The 17,764-nt window shown below is 62.8% G+C and carries 17 protein-coding genes; 11 read left to right on the top strand and 6 right to left on the bottom strand.

What is annotated here, in order from left to right; translation table 11 throughout:
* Positions 1–21: 21 nt before the first annotated feature.
* From QZY44_RS28405 to QZY44_RS28365, 9 genes are all read left to right on the top strand, one after another.
* A complete protein-coding gene (locus QZY44_RS28405) occupies positions 22–798 on the top strand; it encodes a class I SAM-dependent methyltransferase (protein WP_295455997.1) in 777 nt (258 codons plus the stop codon).
* A gap of 402 nt (positions 799–1,200) precedes the next feature.
* Entirely contained in the window at positions 1,201–2,109 is a 909-nt protein-coding gene (locus QZY44_RS28400; RefSeq protein WP_295455995.1) for a glycosyltransferase, read from the top strand.
* Positions 2,110–2,304: 195 nt separating this feature from the next.
* Positions 2,305–3,405: a glycosyltransferase family 1 protein gene (locus QZY44_RS28395; RefSeq protein WP_295455993.1), complete on the top strand. Its 1,101-nt coding sequence runs from the start codon at positions 2,305–2,307 to the stop codon at positions 3,403–3,405.
* A 7-nt stretch (positions 3,406–3,412) separates the two neighbouring features.
* Complete coding sequence (locus QZY44_RS28390; protein WP_295455991.1) at positions 3,413–4,528, top strand: glycosyltransferase family 4 protein; 1,116 nt, start codon at positions 3,413–3,415, stop codon at positions 4,526–4,528.
* Between the two features lie 22 nt (positions 4,529–4,550).
* Positions 4,551–5,027 (top strand): hypothetical protein, encoded by a 477-nt coding sequence (locus QZY44_RS28385; protein ID WP_295455989.1) that lies wholly within the window; start codon positions 4,551–4,553, stop codon positions 5,025–5,027.
* Between the two features lie 30 nt (positions 5,028–5,057).
* Entirely contained in the window at positions 5,058–5,960 is a 903-nt protein-coding gene (locus QZY44_RS28380) for a hypothetical protein (RefSeq protein ID WP_295455986.1), read from the top strand.
* Positions 5,960–6,529 carry a putative colanic acid biosynthesis acetyltransferase gene (locus QZY44_RS28375; RefSeq protein WP_295455984.1) on the top strand — a complete coding sequence of 190 codons (570 nt, stop codon included), beginning with the start codon at positions 5,960–5,962 and terminating at the stop codon, positions 6,527–6,529. The genes QZY44_RS28380 and QZY44_RS28375 overlap by 1 nt, the downstream gene beginning before the upstream one ends.
* Before the next feature lie 64 nt (positions 6,530–6,593).
* The gene (locus QZY44_RS28370) at positions 6,594–7,475 is read left to right on the top strand and encodes a glycosyltransferase family 2 protein (protein WP_295455982.1); all 882 of its coding nucleotides are present in this window, start codon (positions 6,594–6,596) and stop codon (positions 7,473–7,475) included.
* 79 nt (positions 7,476–7,554) lie between these two features.
* A complete protein-coding gene (locus tag QZY44_RS28365) occupies positions 7,555–8,940 on the top strand; it encodes a glycosyltransferase family 4 protein (RefSeq protein ID WP_295455980.1) in 1,386 nt (461 codons plus the stop codon).
* Here the strand turns inward: QZY44_RS28365 and rfaH are convergent.
* The 6 genes from rfaH to QZY44_RS28335 all read right to left on the bottom strand — a co-directional run bounded on the left by rfaH (position 8,920) and on the right by QZY44_RS28335 (position 16,271).
* Complete coding sequence (gene rfaH / locus QZY44_RS28360) at positions 8,920–9,441, bottom strand: transcription/translation regulatory transformer protein RfaH (RefSeq protein WP_295455978.1); 522 nt, start codon at positions 9,439–9,441, stop codon at positions 8,920–8,922. The two genes, QZY44_RS28365 and rfaH, sit on opposite strands and share 21 nt — an antisense overlap.
* 2 nt (positions 9,442–9,443) lie before the next feature.
* On the bottom strand, positions 9,444–10,688 hold the full coding sequence (locus QZY44_RS28355) for a hypothetical protein (protein ID WP_295455976.1): 1,245 nt from the start codon (positions 10,686–10,688) through the stop codon (positions 9,444–9,446).
* A 13-nt stretch (positions 10,689–10,701) separates the two neighbouring features.
* Positions 10,702–12,072 carry a DnaJ domain-containing protein gene (locus tag QZY44_RS28350; RefSeq protein ID WP_295455974.1) on the bottom strand — a complete coding sequence of 457 codons (1,371 nt, stop codon included), beginning with the start codon at positions 12,070–12,072 and terminating at the stop codon, positions 10,702–10,704.
* A gap of 106 nt (positions 12,073–12,178) precedes the next feature.
* Positions 12,179–14,533: a polysaccharide biosynthesis tyrosine autokinase gene (locus QZY44_RS28345; RefSeq protein ID WP_295455971.1), complete on the bottom strand. Its 2,355-nt coding sequence runs from the start codon at positions 14,531–14,533 to the stop codon at positions 12,179–12,181.
* 45 nt (positions 14,534–14,578) lie between these two features.
* Positions 14,579–15,322, bottom strand: a complete 744-nt coding sequence (locus QZY44_RS28340) for a polysaccharide biosynthesis/export family protein (RefSeq protein WP_295455969.1) — start codon at positions 15,320–15,322, stop codon at positions 14,579–14,581.
* Between the two features lie 142 nt (positions 15,323–15,464).
* Positions 15,465–16,271 carry a CpsB/CapC family capsule biosynthesis tyrosine phosphatase gene (locus QZY44_RS28335; RefSeq protein WP_295455966.1) on the bottom strand — a complete coding sequence of 269 codons (807 nt, stop codon included), beginning with the start codon at positions 16,269–16,271 and terminating at the stop codon, positions 15,465–15,467.
* A gap of 427 nt (positions 16,272–16,698) precedes the next feature.
* On the opposite strand from QZY44_RS28335, the gene QZY44_RS28330 reads away from it, so the two are divergent.
* Positions 16,699–17,466 (top strand): hypothetical protein, encoded by a 768-nt coding sequence (locus tag QZY44_RS28330; protein WP_295455964.1) that lies wholly within the window; start codon positions 16,699–16,701, stop codon positions 17,464–17,466.
* A gap of 29 nt (positions 17,467–17,495) precedes the next feature.
* The coding region (locus tag QZY44_RS28325) for a hypothetical protein (RefSeq protein ID WP_295455962.1) at positions 17,496–17,764 on the top strand (269 nt) is incomplete at its 3' end.

Raw genomic sequence — 17,764 nt, 5'->3', positions numbered from 1 at the left:
ATGAGTGGGCGCTAAGTTGATATGAACGATGCCAAGCTACGCGAGGTCCTGATAACGCTCGCAAATCGCTATCCTGATGAGCTGATCAGGGATCAGGTGCGTGACGTAGTAAGAATACACTCGAATATTCAGCTCGTCTTGCACGGGCTGGCGAAACCGCCTGAGACCATCGAGATTTGTGACCTCGGCGGTGGGATCGGACTGTTTTCCGTGGGTTGTGCGGCTTACGGCATGAAACGGACCGTCTTGGTAGACGATTTTGAAGACCCCATTAATCACGCAGTCGGGAGCACGATCTTGGATCTCCATCGTGGATACGGCGTTGACGTCGTCTCGCGCGACGTCATCCGCAGTGGCCTGAAGGATCTGGAGGGCCGGTTCGATATCATCACGTCATTCGATAGCATGGAGCATTGGCACCATTCCCCGAAGCAGCTGTTCTGCGAGGTGGTCGAAAAACTGAAGCCCGGGGGGATATTTTGTTTGGGCGTACCAAACTGCGTGAATCTGCGTAAGCGATTGACGGTTCCCTTGGGGTTCGGCAAGTGGAGTTCAATGCAGGACTGGTACGAAACGAAGGTGTTTCGTGGTCATGTCCGCGAGGCCGACGTAAGCGATCTACGTTACATCGTAAGGGACATGGGCCTTGCGGAGGTTCGACTGGTGGGGCGCAATTGGCTCGGGTACTTTTCGGGCAATGGATTGATCCGCGTTACCGCGCGACTTTTTGACTATCCGCTGCGTTTTCGTCCGCAGCTCTGCTCAGACATTTACGTGTTAGGCAGGAAACCGCTCTGACTACGGGGACGGCACTTGCGCAGCGCAGCGGTGCAAGAGTAAGTCTCGGTATTACTAACTATGCCCTGCGCCGCGCTGATTAGCGATACCTTGACAGAACACCCAAGTCTGACCGGTGAAGGGTATTCTGAAATCATCAGAGGGACTCGCCGATATGATGACCGCGTGGTTATGACTCCTTAAGCTTTTGCTGGTTCGAAGCAAGGACGGGCGGACGTACCGCGATGACTTTAACGGAGCAATGGACGCCAACGAATCGCCCGAATTGGAGCCGTTTCGCAAGCTTCGGCGCTCGCCGACACAGGTCGATCGTGTGCTATCATTCTTGAGCCGCTGCGTGCCGAGAAGCGCCGCGCGGCAGTATGCCACGCGTCAGTGGCGGCAGAAATTCGGTTCCGGGTTATGATTTGCGCCAATGATATTACCATTGTCATCCCAACCTATGGTCGGGAAGCTGTTCTGACTGACACCGTGCAGGCCCTGCTGGCGTTGGATGTGCGTGCTCATTCTATCCTATTGATTGACCAGACACCGCGCCACCACGAGCGTTCTTGGGCGATGCTATCCCAATGGATTGAGAGCGGTGCGCTGCGGCGGATTCATTTCGCCCCGCCCAGCATCCCGCGAGCCATGAATCTCGGCCTGCTCAATGCTGATACCGATTATGTACTGTATTTGGATGATGATATCGTTCCCGGCGCCACTATCGTGAGTTCCCTGGTCGCAACCCTCAATGCCTTGGTGGACGTGCCGACGTGCATAGCGGGGCAGGTACTGCAGCCGGGAGAACAGGTGATTGCGTTCCAGAGTTGGACCCGATCATGGTTCCCCTTCAATAGCGACCGACAACAATCCGTCTCGGATGTCATAGCGTGTAATCTCTGTGTCAACCGGAAATTCGCTCTGTCAGTTCGGGGGTTCGACGAGAATTTCAAGGGTGCGGCGTTTGGCTTCGAAAGCGAGTTCGCCCGGCGAGTGATAAGGTGCGGGGGGTCCATTGTCTTCGCGCCGTCGGTCACTATTCGGCATCTGCGCGCCGAACGCGGGGGGACGCGCGTCAAGGGTGGGCATCTGGTGACCTGGCGGCCACACCATTCGGTGGGAAAGTACTATTCTGCATTTCTCGGCGGACCGCTGAGCGCGGTGAAGGCCGTGCTGATTCAACCGCTGCGGGCTATCCGCACGCGACATCACCTCAAGGCGCCGTGGTGGATACCCGCCACCTTGTGCGCTGAACTCTTGGGGATTTTCTGGGCATTCGGATTGATTTTACGAGGACGCAGGCTGTTGCCCAGGGTGCCTGGTGGTTAGGGTGCGGCTTGGCTTTCACAGCTTGCGGCGGATAGCGCCAGCGCGGCGCCAAACGCGGGGCGGAGCGATGGCTATGGTTGGCGCAGCGGGGCGTCGAACGCCTGACTGCCAGGCAGCGAGAGCACCGCGAATTAGCGCGCGGCGGGCTGACGCAGCAGGCGGTTGCGCCGGTTCGGTGCATTGGGTTTGGCTCGCATGACGCAGATCCACGTTGCGCTCTTGTCGACCGCGGAAGGAAGCCGGCTCGGGAGTATGGGGATCTACGCCGATCTCGTGGAGCGCGCGTTGGCGCAATACGCCCCGCAGGTGGCCATGCTGCCGGTTCGCCTGACGACCCCTCCGGCAGCCGGTCAGCGCGGCGTCCTGCGCACGCAATACGATAGGTTGCGTGAGATTGCAGCGGCGCGGCGGCGGGCAGGCGCATCACGGGCCTCGGTGTTCCATGTGCTGGATAGCAGTTTCGGATTTTTGGTGGCGGGGATACCCTGGGAGCGCACCCTCGTCACTGTGCATGATTTGATTCCTGCCCTGCAGGTGCAAGGGCGCTTCCCGGTGCCGCGGCCCGGGTGGGCGGCACGGCGCCTGATTGGAGCGAGCCTGGGAGTGATCCGGAGGGCGGGTGCTGTTTGCACGGACAGCCAATCGTCCGCGCGCGATGTCTCTGCCCTGACCGGCCGAACGGTCGACGCGGTGATCCCCCTGTGCCTGCGGAAATTTCCCACGCCCAACGCTGTTCCGCGACGGGACGGGCGCAGTGGTTCCCCAATTCTGATGCACGTGGGCAACAACGGTTTTTACAAGAACCGGCTCGGGGTCGTGCGGGTCTTCGCCCGGATGGCTGGGGCGCATCCGGCCTTGCGACTGGTCCTCGCCGGGGCGACGCCGGATGAGTTGGTGCAGAGGGAAATCAACGGTTTCGGATTGACGCAGCGGGTGTCGTTCGAGGTTGATCCGGACGACGCGCGCTTGGCCACGCTCTACCAACAGGCATCGCTGTTGTTGTTTCCGAGTTTGTACGAAGGCTTCGGCTGGCCGCCGCTGGAGGCGATGCGCTTTGGTTGCCCGGTGGTGTGCTCAGATGCGGGATCGCTGCCGGAGGTGACGGGCGACGCGGCACTGAGGTGTGCTCCCAACGACATTGCGGGGCTCGCGGCAGCGGCATTGCGGGTTCTGGAGGATCCATGCTTGGCGGCCGACCTGGTGACGCGCGGCCATCGCAATCTCGTTCGCTTTGATACGCGGCAGATGGCTATGGCGTTGGTCGCGCTATATGAACGGCTGGCCACGGGGCAATAGAAGAACGATGCTGATCGCCATTGATGCACTGCCGATCAATAACCTGTCGGGTCGCCACGTGCTGCTTGGACACCTGACGAATCTGACGCTGGCGCACCGCGAGCGACATCGATTTATCGTCCTACATCACCGCGAGAACCGGGATCTGCGCCGGGACTTGGGTCACCATGTACAGTGGCTGGAGTGCCCCGGCGTCGGCTCCGATTGGATCGGCCGACTGCTCTGGCAATCCGCGCACCTACACCGCCTGCTGACGGACTTGGGGGCGGACGTGGTGATCTCGACCTCCGGGGCGCTGATTCCACGGGTGCGCATGCCGCAAGTGGTCCTGGCACAGAACCCCTGGTGCTATGTCCCGGAGTTTCATCGCGGGCTGGCAGATCGGATCAAGGCACGCTTGCAGCGCGTCGGTTATCGGGCGGCGCAACGCCAGGCGCGCGGACTCTTTTATCTCTCTGAGTATGTCGCTGCGCGCTATCGCGACGATGCCGGTTGCGGGGCGACAGACGGTCGGGTACTCTACGTGGGAATTGATCAGTCGACCTTTGATGCGGCCCAGCCTCACCGGCACTTTGTCGAGCGGGAACTGGAGGTCGTCACCGTATCCGCAATGACCCGGCATAAGGCGATCGAGGATGTCGTGCAAGTGCTCGCGTGCGTCAATACGAGCGGCATCGCCGCCCGCTTGGCGCTGGTGGGCCCGTGGAGCGATGTCGCCTATCGCGCCGAGATTGAGACGTTGATCTCCCGGCTGGGCCTGCGCGGGCAAGTGACTATTACTGGACAGGTGTCGGCCGCGCGCTTGCATGAGCACTATGCCAGGGCGCGGGTCTTCTGCCTGCTCAGCCGCTGTGAGTCGTTCGGTATTCCGGCGGTCGAGGCGCAGTGTTTCGGTACCCCAACGATCGTAGCGGATGTCTGCGCGCCGCCGGAGGTTGCCGGGCCCGGCGGCCGCGTCGTCGCGGCCGGCGCAATCGATGAGACGACTGCCGTCATGCGCGAACTATTGGTCGATCCGGACCTCTGGGAGGCGCAATCCCGCCGCGCGCTGAGTAACGCTGAACGGTTCCGCTGGGAGCGCGTTTCCACGCCTTTGATCGAGTTTTTCGCTGAGCTATACTGACCGGCGGCGCCCACTCATACTTATGACACTCTATGGCTTATTCGGTCTAATCGCCACCGGCTGTGTGCTTGCGCTCACTCGCTGGCGCTACGGACTCTATATGATGGGGGTGATCGTGGCGATCCAGGATCCGGTTCGCAAATCGCTTCCTGGTGCGCCGGGCTATCTCGCCTTGGCGACGGTGCCGGTGATCCTGGCAGTGGTTTTTTCGCTGATCATCCAGCAGCGCGGTTGGTGGCGGGACCTGGCGCGGATGTTTCCCGCAATCGGTCAAGCCATGAAGTGGTTCATGATTGCCTGTTTACCCCCCTGTGTCATTTCCCTGACCTATGGGCCCGGCTCCTGGATACTCACGGTGCTGGGCATCGCCGCCTATGGCACGGTGCTGATGCTGATCGTAGTGGGATACCATTTTCCGCAGCGCTTGACGGATATTCGCAAATTCCTGAGGTTCTATTGCATCGTCACGTCGGTGATGTTGACCGGCACCATAATGTAGTACCTGGAGTACTGGCCCGATTCACTGCTGTTGGGCACCAAAGCGTTGGAGATGGACTGGGTTCGCTATGGTCAGGGGTATGTCGTCAACCTGGTTGCAGGCTTTTATCGCAGCCCGGACGTTATGGGTTGGCACGCGGCAACCGTCACTTTACTGACGCTCATCCTGGCGATGACAGCACGCGGCGGCCGACGCTGGTTTTGGCTGTTATTAGGCGGCGCCGCGATCGCCGCCTTGTTGTTGTGCGGGCGACGCAAGATGGTCTACATGATTCCGGCATTTCTTGTGTCAGTAGCGGCCCTACAGTTGCTCGCGGGGCATTATAACAAGGTACTGACGCGCGTGGGCCTTGCCCTCGTTCCACTCGCTTTCATGTGGCTCGCGCATAATTGGATGGGGGCCGACTCCACACACATGCGTTACTATACCGAGACGCTGGACGAAACCGGCCCAAGTGTTCAGGAGCATGGGTATCATGCGGTCCTAGAGTCCTATTATGATGCAGGATTTTTCGGCAAGGGGATGGGGGTCGCGGCGCCCGGATTGCTGCAAATCAAGGTCGCCCGCCCCCGGGTATGGCAGGAGAGTGGACCCAGCCGCGTGATGGTCGAACTCGGGGTGCCGGGGGCGTTGGCCCTGATGTTTCTTCTCGGTAACATTATCTACGCTGGCTGGCAAGTGACCAGCCGGCATTTGCGTGCGGATTCGGCAGCATCACCCTATGCGGTTGGACTGTTCGCGTTCTTTCTGGCCAATGCCGGCGGGCTGGTGGTCTCGGGCCAGATTTTGGCCGACCCCTTCGTATCCGCGTTCCTTGGGCTGTCAATCGGGATGGTGTTGTCGCTCGCCCGTGATCCGGTACACATGACCAAACGGCGCGCGACGTCGCTGCGGGCTGCACCACACACTGCCATCATGGCCCTCCAGCACTGATGCCTCTTGATATCGACGCGTGTCGGCGGCAACGCCCCTACAGCGACCGCGAATATATTGGCAGGGCGCTGTGGGCGCTGGTTCAGCCGCTCTTTCGCTTCAGCCCCCGCGTCCTCTTCGGTTGGCGGCGGTTCCTGCTCCGGACGTTTGGTGCACGCGTCGGTCGGCACGCGCATGTCTATCCGAGCGCCCGCATCTATATTCCCTGGAACCTGACACTTGGCGATCGAGCGAGCATCGGCGAGTGGGCGTTGATCTACAACCTTGGTCCGGTTACGATCGGTGACGGGGCGACGATCTCGCATCGCGCCCATCTGTGCGCCGGCACCCATGACTATCGCGATCCGACCTTGCCCCTATTGCGCCTGCCAATCGTGATCAGTCGCCAGGCCTGGGTGTGCGCGGATGCCTTTGTAGGACCAGGGCGGAGCGTCGGGGAGGGTGCCGTTGTGGGGGCCGCAGCGGTCGTCGTCGGGGATGTATCACCGTGGCAGATCGTCGCGGGCAACCCGGCGCGGGTCATCAAGGAGCGAGTGCTGCGTGCCACCGCAGAAGTCATCTCACCCTGAGCACTATCGCCATTAACGGTTACCGAAGGTCGATGATCGTGGCAACAGCACGCCGGGAGTGATGATGACTGAGACCACGTCCAAGCTTGCGATTACCGTGCTCCTCGCGGTAAAGAACGAGGCGCTCAACCTGCCGCGCTGTCTTACCGCACTGGGAGCGGTCGCCCGGGTTATCGTGCTGGATTCGCACAGCACCGACGCCACGGCCCAGATCGCATTGGACCACGGCGCCGAGGTCGTGCAATTCGATTATCGGGGCGGCTATCCGAAAAAACGGCAATGGGCAATGGAGCATATTGCCATTGAAACCCCCTGGGTTTTCTTGTTGGACGCCGATGAGGTGGTCTGCGATGACTTGTGGGGGGAGATTGCCGCGGCGATCGGACAACCCGGTGCCGATGACGCTTATCTGATCACGAAGGGGTTTCACTTTTTGGGGCGGCGCTTCCGGCATGGCGGCTTTTCGCACGCCGCGGTGCTGCTGTTTCGCACTGGTAAGGCACGCTTTGAGCGACTGTTCGACGACACGCCGGACGGCCTCGACATGGAGATTCACGAGCGCGTCATCGTGCAGGGCCGGATCGGGCGTCTCCAGACTCCGCTGATCCATGAGGACTTCAAGGGTCTGGAGGCCTACATTTGCCGCCATAACAAGTATTCGACTTGGGAGGCCCGTGTTCGGTATCACTGTCGCTCCTCTGGTCGCTATGGCGAAGATACCATTGTACCGCGACTGCTTGGTAACTCGCAGGAACGGCGGAGGTATCTCAAGACCCTGATCATTCGTCTACCTCTGGAGCACCATCTTTGGTTTTTCTATCATTACATCATCCGCTTGGGCTTCCTGGAGGGGCGCGCCGGAGTGATTGCCTGCCAGATTCGCGCGAGCTATATCGCGCAGGTTCGCGCCAAGATGTTCGAGTTCACACGGCGTTATGAGAGATGATGCTGGCGGCAATTAAGAGGCACGATGAATATAGCGAGTGCGGTCGCGTCTTTTCTCTAAACCACCTTGTTTGAGCACCATGGATCTCATTTTTCTTAATCGCTTCTTCTATCCGGACCATTCTGCGACCAGCCAGCTATTGACCGACCTGGCCATCCACCTGGCGACGCGGGGACATCGCGTGCGCGTGGTCGCCAGCCGCCAGGCGTATGTCGACGCGATGGCGCGGTTGCCCGCGAAAGAGACCGTGCGGGGGATCAAGGTCTATCGGGTGTGGTCCACTTGCTTCGGTCGGGTGGGGCTGGCGGGCCGCGCGATCGACTATTTGACCTTTTCGCTGAGTGCGGGTTGGCGGTTACGCCGACTGGCGCGCAACGGCGAGTTGGTGGTGGTGATGACCGACCCACCACTCGCGTCGGTACTGGCGCAATGGGCCTTGGCGGGGCGGCGGACGCGACGGGTGAACTGGCTGCAGGACCTGTTTCCCGAGGTCGCCGAGGCACTGGCGGTGCGAGGGTTGAGCGGGCGGATCGGGCGCTGGGCGCGGCATGCACGGGATCGTTCATTATGCGGGGCGGTGGTCAACGTGGCCATCGGCGAGCGCATGGCGGAGCGGGTGCGGGCCGCCGGGGTATCAGGCAGGCGGGTGCGGGTGATCCACAACTGGGCGGATGCCGAGGCGATTCGCCCGCTCGCCCGGCAGGCGAATCGGCTGCGCTGTGACTGGGGGCTGGAGGATGCCTTCGTGGTGGGCTATTCCGGCAATCTGGGGCGAGCGCATACCTATACGGCACTGCTGCAGGCAGCGCAACTGCTTGATGGATTAGGGACGGTCGACGAGGTTGCGGCGCAGGGGAGCACGGTTACTGACCCGGTTTCCGGGAACGATGTCCCGGTGGACGGACGTGGCCCGTCAGCGCCCGGTGCAGCGGCGACCGCAGGGGCTGCGCTGGTGCGGCCGGTCGTGTTTTTGGTGATTGGCGGCGGCCTGCTGTGGCGCACGCTGCGCGCCGAGGTGGCGCGACTTGGACTACGCAATGTGCGATTTGTGCCCTACCAGGAGCGCGCCGCCCTGCACTTGAGCCTGGGTGTTGCTGATGTGCATTGGATATCGCTGCGCCCGACGCTGGAAGGGCTGGTGGTGCCAAGCAAGTTTTATGGAGTTGCGGCGGCGGGTCGACCGGTGTTGTTCGTGGGGGATGCGGATGGCGAGATTGCGCGCTTGCTGGCGGCGCATGATTGCGGCCTAGCGGTGGCGGAGGGAGACGGCGCGGGTTTTGCCGCGGCGGTGCGGCGGTGGCGCGATGATGCGGCGTTTTGGGAACGCCAGGGGGCCAATGCGCGGCGCCTGCTGGAGGATCGCTTCGCGCAGGAGCGGGCGCTGGCGCAGTGGGAGCACCTGCTGGGGGAGGTGGCAGCGCCGCCGCGGAGTCGACCATGGCCGTTAGGAACTTTGTCCGGGTAAGGGCTTATAGAGTATGAGATTCTTATCGACCTGAACACGATTTGCTTGGCCAAGCAGGTCGAGCAGGAGCAAGACCCGCCCCTTGCCCGTCGACTCCTCGAAGATGGCTTCGATACCGGCGAATGGACCCGCCGCGATGGTGACTCGATCCCCTTTGTGAAACGGCTCGGTGCGACCTAAGTGGCACGCCGCCGCCGGGTCCTCGGCGGCCATCAAGGACTCCACGACCCCCTGCGGTACCGTCGCGGGCTCAAGGCCGAAGCGCACCAGGTCGATAACCCCGAGAGTCGAGCGGATTGGTGAGAGGTCGTGCACACCAAACTCCAGCGCGACGAAGAGGTAACGCGGGAACAGGGGCTCGACCACATCAACCCACCGGCCGCGTAGACGCTTGCTGCGCTTGAGCATCGGCAGATAGGCCGTAAACCCTTGCCGCTCAAGGTTTGTCCTGGCAACTGCTTCCTGCCGGGGCTTGCTGAAGACCACACTCCAGGTATTCATGCTTAGCCGCGCCGGTTGATGACAAGATCGTCGAACCAGACCGCGCCGCCCAGGGCCTCACTCACCGTATTGGTTCCCTGCTCCTGTTCCAGCCGCAACAGTTGGAGTGGACAGTCCGCCTGGGGCACCTGGAAATCCAGGGTGAAAAGCTGCCAGTCATCCTTGCCGCTGAAGGACTCGCTGGCTGCCAGCGGCCCGGGCTGGTCCTGCCCCCGCTCGCAGCGCACCACCCAACGCACCGCCTGGCGCGACGACAATCCGTCCGTGCGCACGCGGCCTTGGAGTTGGTAGCGGCCCGGCTCCAGATACAGCGGTTGGTGGACGTGCTCGAAATGCTCCCCCCGGCCCTCGAACACCACGTGCAAGGCAGGACCGCGGGACCCATAGGTATCGAGGGTCTCGACCGTCACCCCCCGTGCCCGCCCGATCCTCCAGTCGAAGCCTAGCCCGGTGATCGGCAGATCGAACCCGCCGTCATAGAGCGGCCCTAATCCCGTCTGCGCTTGCTCGTTGAGCCCCCCCAACCAAGCCAGATAGGCCTCCGTCCAACGATGGTCCCGCCACAATCGGTCGAAATAGACGCGCTGTTCGGCAGCCGATGGCAGTGCTCCGGCGCGGTTGCGGCCCTCGTATAGGAATGTCACTGCTTCTGGAGTCGGCGATTGCGCGGCTGCGTAGGCAAAAAAGCTGTCCCACCAGTCGGGCGGCTGCGCCAGCAGCGGAGCCAACAGGGAGCGGGCGCTTGCCACGTTGGCCATGGTGAGTAGCCGCGGGTACAACTGGTCGGCCACCGTGGGGCTGTTGCGCAGCAGGGCACTCCAGCGCGCCACGCCACGTTCCGCATGGCCGTGAGCGAACCAGAATTGGGCCGACTCGGCCAAGGCCGGAGCGCTCATGGGCGCCAGCGTGTCGGCGACCTCGACCAACTCAATGGACGCCGGCACCCGGCCGGCCTGGGCCCACAGGCGCGCCAGCGCCAGATAGGGCAGGGCGTTGGTCGGATTCCCCCAGACCGATGCTTGGAGCAAAGTACCGGCGAGTGCCGGCTCGCGCTGCCCCACTGCCTGAGCGCGCCGCAACAGGGGCTCCGGGTTGTCGGCGCGCCAGAGCAATGCGGCTGAGGCCGCCTGCGGCGTCGCTTCGGCGGCGTAGTAGTCGGCTAACCCGATGACCAAAATCCGCCAGCTCAGGAATCCGCCGAGCAGGCACATGCCGCCCAATATGATCAGATTTTTGGATAGTCTCATGGTCCTCCGCCCCTTAATTCTCCCGCCACTGGTAGTCGATGGCTTCGATCACTACCCGGTCCGCGTGCTTGCGCAATTGCAGACGGAGCGTGCCCGCCAGTTGGCTTAGTTGCCCGTTGTTACGCTGCCGCAGCGACAGTTCAAACCCCGCGTACACGCTGGCGGTCTCCCCGTGTAAATCCCAGCGCAGGTCATGCAGCAGCAGACCGCGAATCATGTAGACTTGGAACGTCTGCGCGTACCCCCGACGAAGGTCGCTGCCGTCCCGGTTGCGCGTACCGGGTGCGAACAGCGTCATCACTGCGTTCAGGTCGGCACGCTGGTAGGCGCGGGTGTAACGCTTGACCAGGCTCCTAACGTCCCGATCGCTCAGCGAGGAGTCAGTTGGCGTGCGATCAACCGCGGGGTTGGGCGTGGCGGCTTGGCTGACCAGAGGCACCGGCACCACCACCAGGGGCGAGGCGGGCGGCACGCGAGGCAGTTGCGTCCGTGTCGGTATCGCCAGGTCCCCGCGGCGGACCGATGCGACCTGTTGCTCGCGCAAACCCTCGAGTCGCAACCGTTCAGACTCCCGCTCGAACGCCTGCGCCAAGAGCGCAAAGTGCTGATCTTGCTCGGCCGCCACGGTGGCAGCAATCCGCTCGCGCTGTTCCTGCGCCCATTCCAACTCGGCCTCTCTCACCGCGAAGTCCGGTGCCGGGGCGGGGAGCGCGGCCGGGGACGCAGCATACACCAGCGGCCCGGCCGACGGCCGCATCAAATGGCTCGCCCCGACCAGCAGCGCGGCGACCAGCGTACATCCACCCAACACCAGGATGGGCAGCCAACGGCGCCGCTGTGCGAAGTGCGTGCCGCTGGCGGCCGGCCAGCGGCTGCGTCCGTGCACCCGCGCCGGCAGTGAGAGCGGGCGGGGGCCGCCTGCACCCGCCGTGGGCGCCGTCGACGACAGCCCAGCATCATAGCGTTCCCGGGACTGCGGGCGGGATAGTGTATCCCAGGAATCGTTGAGCCGGGCAGCATAACTCGCGTTCCAGGTCTCGCGGCCAGCCGCACGGTCGGGATGGAACAGCCACATCAATCGGCGGTGCCGTTCCTTGATCTGCTCGACCGACGCGCTGGGCTCCAGCCCCAGCGTGCGGTAATGGCTTGCGCCGGGCGCGAAGCACAGTTGTTGAATCAGGAACCGCGCGGCGTCTTGCACCTCGGCGGGGCACACACCGCAGTGGCGAGCCGCGTCCGCCAGCGCCGCCGCCGAGCCGTGCGCCAGCGCCAGCAGTTGTTCCAGGCCCGCCGGCAGCGGCGCGCTCGACCCTAACCGCCGCTGATACGCCAGCGGATCCCGATAGCAAGCCAACGCCAGTTCGACGATATCGGTAGCGGTCATTGCAAGAAATTGATGAACAGGAGATTGTGGATTTCTGATTTAGGATTCAAGTCACCAACTTGCGCTGGCCCTATTGATCCTATATCCTCGAATCCTAAATCTGCTCCTAGCTTGCCAGCTGTTTCGACGGGTTGCTGACTGGCTCGCCGTAGCCGGTGTGCTGATAATAGTAATAGCTACGATAGTAGCCGTAGCCGCCGGACCGGGCCTCCATCTTGGTCAGGATGGAGCCGAGGAGGGGCACGCGTGCCGAGCGCAACCGCTTGACCGCGCCCTGCACGTAACCACGCGGAGTACCGCCCATCTCGACGGTCAGCAGGGTACCCTCGCACAGATTGCCGATGATCAGCGCATCGGCCAAGCCCAACAGCGGCGGGCTGTCCAGGATCACCTGGTCGAACTTTTCGGCGGCCAGTGAGAGCAGTTCGACCATCCGGGCCGAGACCAGCAGTTCCGCCGGGTTGGGCGGCAGGTGCCCGGACGTGATGGCGAACAGGTTAGGGATATGGGTGGGCCGGGTGATGTCGAGCGGTCGGTCCTCGGCGCCGGTCAGGTAGTTGCTCAGTCCGGTCTGATTGTCCAACTTCAGGCTGCGGTGGACTGAGGGTTTGCGCAGGTCGGCCTCAATCAGCAGGGTCCGCTTGCCGGTTTGGGCAAACTGAATCGCCAGGCTGAGAGCGGTGGTGGATTTCCCTTCGCCAGGCATCGCGCTGGTCACGGTCAGCAGCCGCGGCGCGCCTCTGGCGGTTGAGAACTGCAGCGCGGTGCGTACCGAACGGTAAGCCTCGGCGAAAACCGATCGCTGGTCGTCATGGCCGATCAGTGCCATCGCGCGGTCGTCCCCGGCGACCGGGGGAGTCTTCGGGATGACACCCAGCATCGGTAGGTCGAGCAATTTCTCCAGATCCTCCGGGCGGCGGAAGCTGTCGTCAAAATGCTCGAACAGGAAGGCCAGGCCGACGCCGCCCAGCAGGCCAAATAACAGCGCCGCCAGCGCACGCTGGCGCGCATTCGGTTTGTATGGCGCCGTCGGAACCTTGGCCTCATCAACCACCGAGATGTTGTTCGTCCCGACCCCAGCGGTTACACCGACTTCCTTGTAGCGCTGCAACAGTCCATCGTACAGCTGACGATTGGTATCAGCCTCGCGACGTAGGATGTTGTATGGGATGCTGCGGCTTTGCAGCGACAGCACTTCCTGCGTCATCCGGTCTAGGTAAGACTGTAGCATAGCCTCTTCAGCACGCGCGGCCTGGTAGTTGGAGGTGATCTCCGCCGTGTTCGCGCTCCGGATGTTCTCGATCTCCCGATTGATCATGAGATCCATCTGGGTGATCTGGGCGCGCAACTGGACCATGCTGGGGAAGGCCGGTTTGTACGTGCCGAGGTCTTCCTGATACTTCGCCTCGAGTTTGGCTTTGCTCTGCTTAAGGTCTTGAATGACCTTACTCTCCAGCACCTGGGTTAACCCCTGGCCGCGGGTGCCATCCTCCATCTGCCGGTAGAGCGACTCGGCCGTCATGCGCTTGCGTCTGGCCTCGGTCAAGGCCGCGCTGGCGGCGGCCAGGTTACCGCTGATGATGCTCTCCTTCTGATCGACTGAGATGATCTGTTCGCGGCGGGAGAACTCGACCAGTTCACGCTCCGACTCCTCCAGTCTGATCTTGAGCTGTTGCAGGCGTTCCTGCAAGAAGTTACGGGCATAGGTGGTTGACTCGAAGCGACGCTCCAGATTCAGGTTGATAAAAACCTTGGCCATATTATTCAAAATATCGGCTGCCAGCTTCGGGTTGGGGCCGTCGTAAGACAGCCGCACCAGCCGCGACTTCTCGATCGGCGTGACGGTCAGACCGCCGAGCACGACACCGATGGCGCCCTCCATACGGGCGCTGTCCGCCGCCGGATCAGGAGTCGCGCCCTGCACCCTGGACTCTTTGGCGCCTTTAGCGTCATCACCGCCCGGCAGCCAACCGGCCAGCCAGCCCTGCGCCTGATGCAGCCAGGAGGGTGGCTGCGGTGCGGGGGCGGCGCGCTCCGCGAGCCCCATCTGGTCGACCACGCGTTTAGCCAGGTTACGGCTTTGCAGCAGTTGATACTGCGTCTCCAGGTACTCCTTGCCGTTGAAGAAGGTTTCGCCTGGTGACTCCATCTTGACGACTTTGATGTCGTCTCGGTCGATCTGCAGGGTCAGACTGGCACGGTAGATCGGGGTTTCTTGAGTAGTCGCCGTGACCACCGCAGCGACTACAATGACGGTGAAGATGATGATCGTCCAGCGGCGCTTGACGAGCACCTGCACCAGCTCGCGTAGATTCAGCCCCTGGCCTTCCGGCTCGTTCTCGAAGCCCACAAACTCAGACGGTGGCGCCTGGATCGCAACGCCAGCCCGGCGCTCGACCAGGGCGCGGCCCGGCGGGGGCGCACTGGAATCGGCTGAGATAAGAAAATCGGGCGGGCTCATACGGCTTTGGGTTCCCGTGACGGCAGAATAATGGAGGGCGCGGCCTCAGAGAACGGTGCCGAACACCGCTAACGGGAAGAGCCATTGGATCATCTGCGTGACGGTGTCCTTGTACAACGAGGTATCGACCAGGACGAGGTCCTCGCCACGGATCTCGGGGTCGGAAATCCGGCCTTCCTGAATATCGTTCAGATTGTATTCTGTTATGTTGCGGGTGCCGTCGGGCTTGAGGCGCATGAGCTTGACCAACCTTATGTTCGCCACCTTGCTGGGGCCTCCGGCGCTGGCGACCGCCTGCACGAGGGTCGCCCGACCCTTCAGAGGATAGACACCAGGAGTGGCGACCGCACCCACCACCGTGACCCGCTGGCTGGTATATTCTTCGATAAAAATAATAACCTGCGGATTTTGCATATAGTCCTTACCAAGCCGCGCGGCGATCTCGCCCGCCAGTTGCTCGCTGGTCAAGCCCGCTGCCTGGACCACACCGATGAGCGGCAGAACGATCTGACCGGCAGCATTGACCCGCACCGAGCGGTTCATGGTCTCGGCGCCATACACCTCGATCTTGAGCAGGTCCTCCGGGCCGATCACGTAATTCTTTCCGGTGGTTACCTTGCCATCGGCGGTGAGATTCGGATTTGTGGTGTCGACCGACGCTTGGGTGGCGGCGGGCAGCGGCACCTTCGCGGTCGGGTAGGCGCTACCCGCAGCACCTGAGTGCGGCCCGGTACCGGCGCAGGCAGCGATACCAAGTGCCAGCGCGCACAGCACGGTGCGTGCCGCCAACAATAACACCCAAGATAAAGTAGTTGAACCCTTATTAAACAAACCCGCGAACCTCTCAAAATCTATTGGAGCATGGTAATAACAGGAGGCCAAGGGGAATAGCAATCAGCCGGCGCACGAAAGACCATGCAGATTGTGGCACTCAACGACGCGCGAACCATGCTCTCAGCCGCCACCAGGGCGCCGGCGCGCGGTCAGCCATGTTAACCAGACTTAACGCGGCTGTCAGGCTTTCCGGCCCTGAATTTTCCAATATGCCACGCGGGCGTGTGGTCACCAGGCGCCCGGCCTCTTCTGCGCCCACCCAGCGTTCCGCCGCGCGCCGGCCCTCAGCCAGCAGTGGCGGGCGACGCTCGACACCATGCGCATCCGTCGCCAGGATGTGAACCCAACCCTCATCCAGCAAGCGTTCAGCCCAATACTGGGCGCCGGAACCAAAGCGGCCGGTCAGGCTGCCGGAGGTGACCTGTAGCCAGGCGCCCTTGCGCGCCAGCTCCACGAAGACTTCGTAATGCTCCTCAATCCAACTCAAGCGTTCCGGATGGGTGATGACCGGCACATAGCCCGCGGTCAGGAGGTTAAAGACGGTTTCCTCCAACCGGGGAGGGGCGACGTGATGGGGCGGTTCCAGCAGGAAATAGCGGCTATCGTGCAGGGTTGGTACCCGACCGGAGCGCAACCCGTCAAGCAGGTCCGGCGCAATATGGGCGTCGGCCCCAAGACTCAGCCGCAATGCAATGCCGGCCTCGTCCAGGTGTGTTTGGAGTTCCGCCACCGCTTGACGGATGGCCGTGCCCTGATTCTCGTATAAACCAGGGTAGATATGCGGCGTGCAAGCCATGACCTCAATGCCATCGCTGACCGCCACTCGCGCCATCGCCAGGGAAGTCGCCAAATCCGGGGCTCCGTCATCGACGCCGGGCAACAGATGGGAATGCAAATCAATCATTTAGTGTGCTGAAAACTCTGCCGGGAACCCGGACGCCGCCGCCCGCGGACCAAGCTGATTAAGTCAAGATAACCAGTGACGTAAACACTCAGGGGACTGGCCACGCCAAGGCGAAGCGTAGCTGAGTCTATCACGCAGCACGGCACTGTCCCAACCTAACTTCGCCGTGCCGACATGCGGTTAACCACGACGCTGTCAAGCAGGGCGATTTTGCCAACCTTCTCGTTCCATGCGATCATAGACGCAGGGGAAGTTACGCGCTTTTCCGTCCCCGTCCCCGTGAGCTTTGAGGGTCGTTTGCCGCTCCGAGGAAGCTGCTCGCATCGCCCCCGGTGCCTGACTTAAGGCCAGCGCCACGACCTGTTTGCCGCCAGCGAGCGGGCACCCCGCTAAATTAAAGGTTAACAATCTCGAGGGTTTTACAGACATGAAAACGCGATACACGAGTGTTGGTTTGGCGCTGACGCTGGCGGGCTACGCCGTGACTGCTAGTGCGGTGGAGCCCTCGGCGACGCTAAAGCAGTTGAATGGGCGGGTGTTCGTCGCTCAGGCCGCGGCCACGGGGCTGGCGCGCAACACGATGCCGCTGTATGCCGGCAACCGAGTGATGGCTGTCACGGGGGGGGCAGCGCAGGTCGTGTACCCCGACGGCTGTACCGTTGCCCTGCCGGAAAACAGCATGCTGGTGATCGGCGCGGCGGATCAGTGCCGCACTGGTCAAGCCTTGGTCCGCACCACCGCGGGCTTCCAAGACAAGGCTGTCGGCCAGGTAGTGAGGCAGTCACTGTCCGCCTTCGGGCAGAGCTTCGTCGACAATTTCGCCACCATGAACGCCCAGCAGTTGGTTGATGGCTACGCTGCGCTCGGCGCCGATCAGGCGGCGGTGCTCGCGAACCTGACCGACCTGCAGTTGACCGACTTGTACATGGCGACGGCGGCGGTGCAGGGGCCGGCGGCGGCGAACACGTTCCTGGCCACCCTTCCAGCGGCGACGCAGGGGGCGGTGTACACCGCAGCGGGTGCGGCGGCCGGCGCCTCCGGGGCCGCCGGCGTCGTCATTGGCACGGCTAGCGTGGGCGCGCTCGGGACCGCCGCGATAGCGACCGCGGCGACGGCGGCGGCGGTGGCGGCGGGCACCTCGGGCGCCACCAGCGCCGGCACGGTTGTCCCGATTCCAGGGCCGTCATCGAAGTGACCGGATCGCCCGTGCCGGAGGGTCGTCCGGTGAGTGACAGCACCGCCCCGAACGGGGCGGTGCTGTTTTATGGGCTCGCTGCGGCGCTGGTGTTCGCGCCCCTGTTTTTGGGGACTTGGCGCCCGCTGCCCCTGATGATCTTGGAATTGCTTGCACTGGTTCTGCTGGGCAGCCTCTGGTTCCCCTGGCCGGCGCCGGTGGGTGCCCCGCTGCGTCCGGGGGGCGGTCACGCCGACCGCGCCCGGCCGCTGTCGCGACCGGTGCGAATTTTTCTGCTGCTGCTGTTTCTGCTGCCGCT

Source organism: uncultured Thiodictyon sp. (assembly GCA_903837595.1).
Lineage (GTDB): Bacteria > Pseudomonadota > Gammaproteobacteria > Chromatiales > Chromatiaceae > Thiodictyon.
The sequence above is the reverse complement of the archived record's forward strand: the minus strand, read 5'-3'. Positions and strand labels throughout refer to the sequence as shown.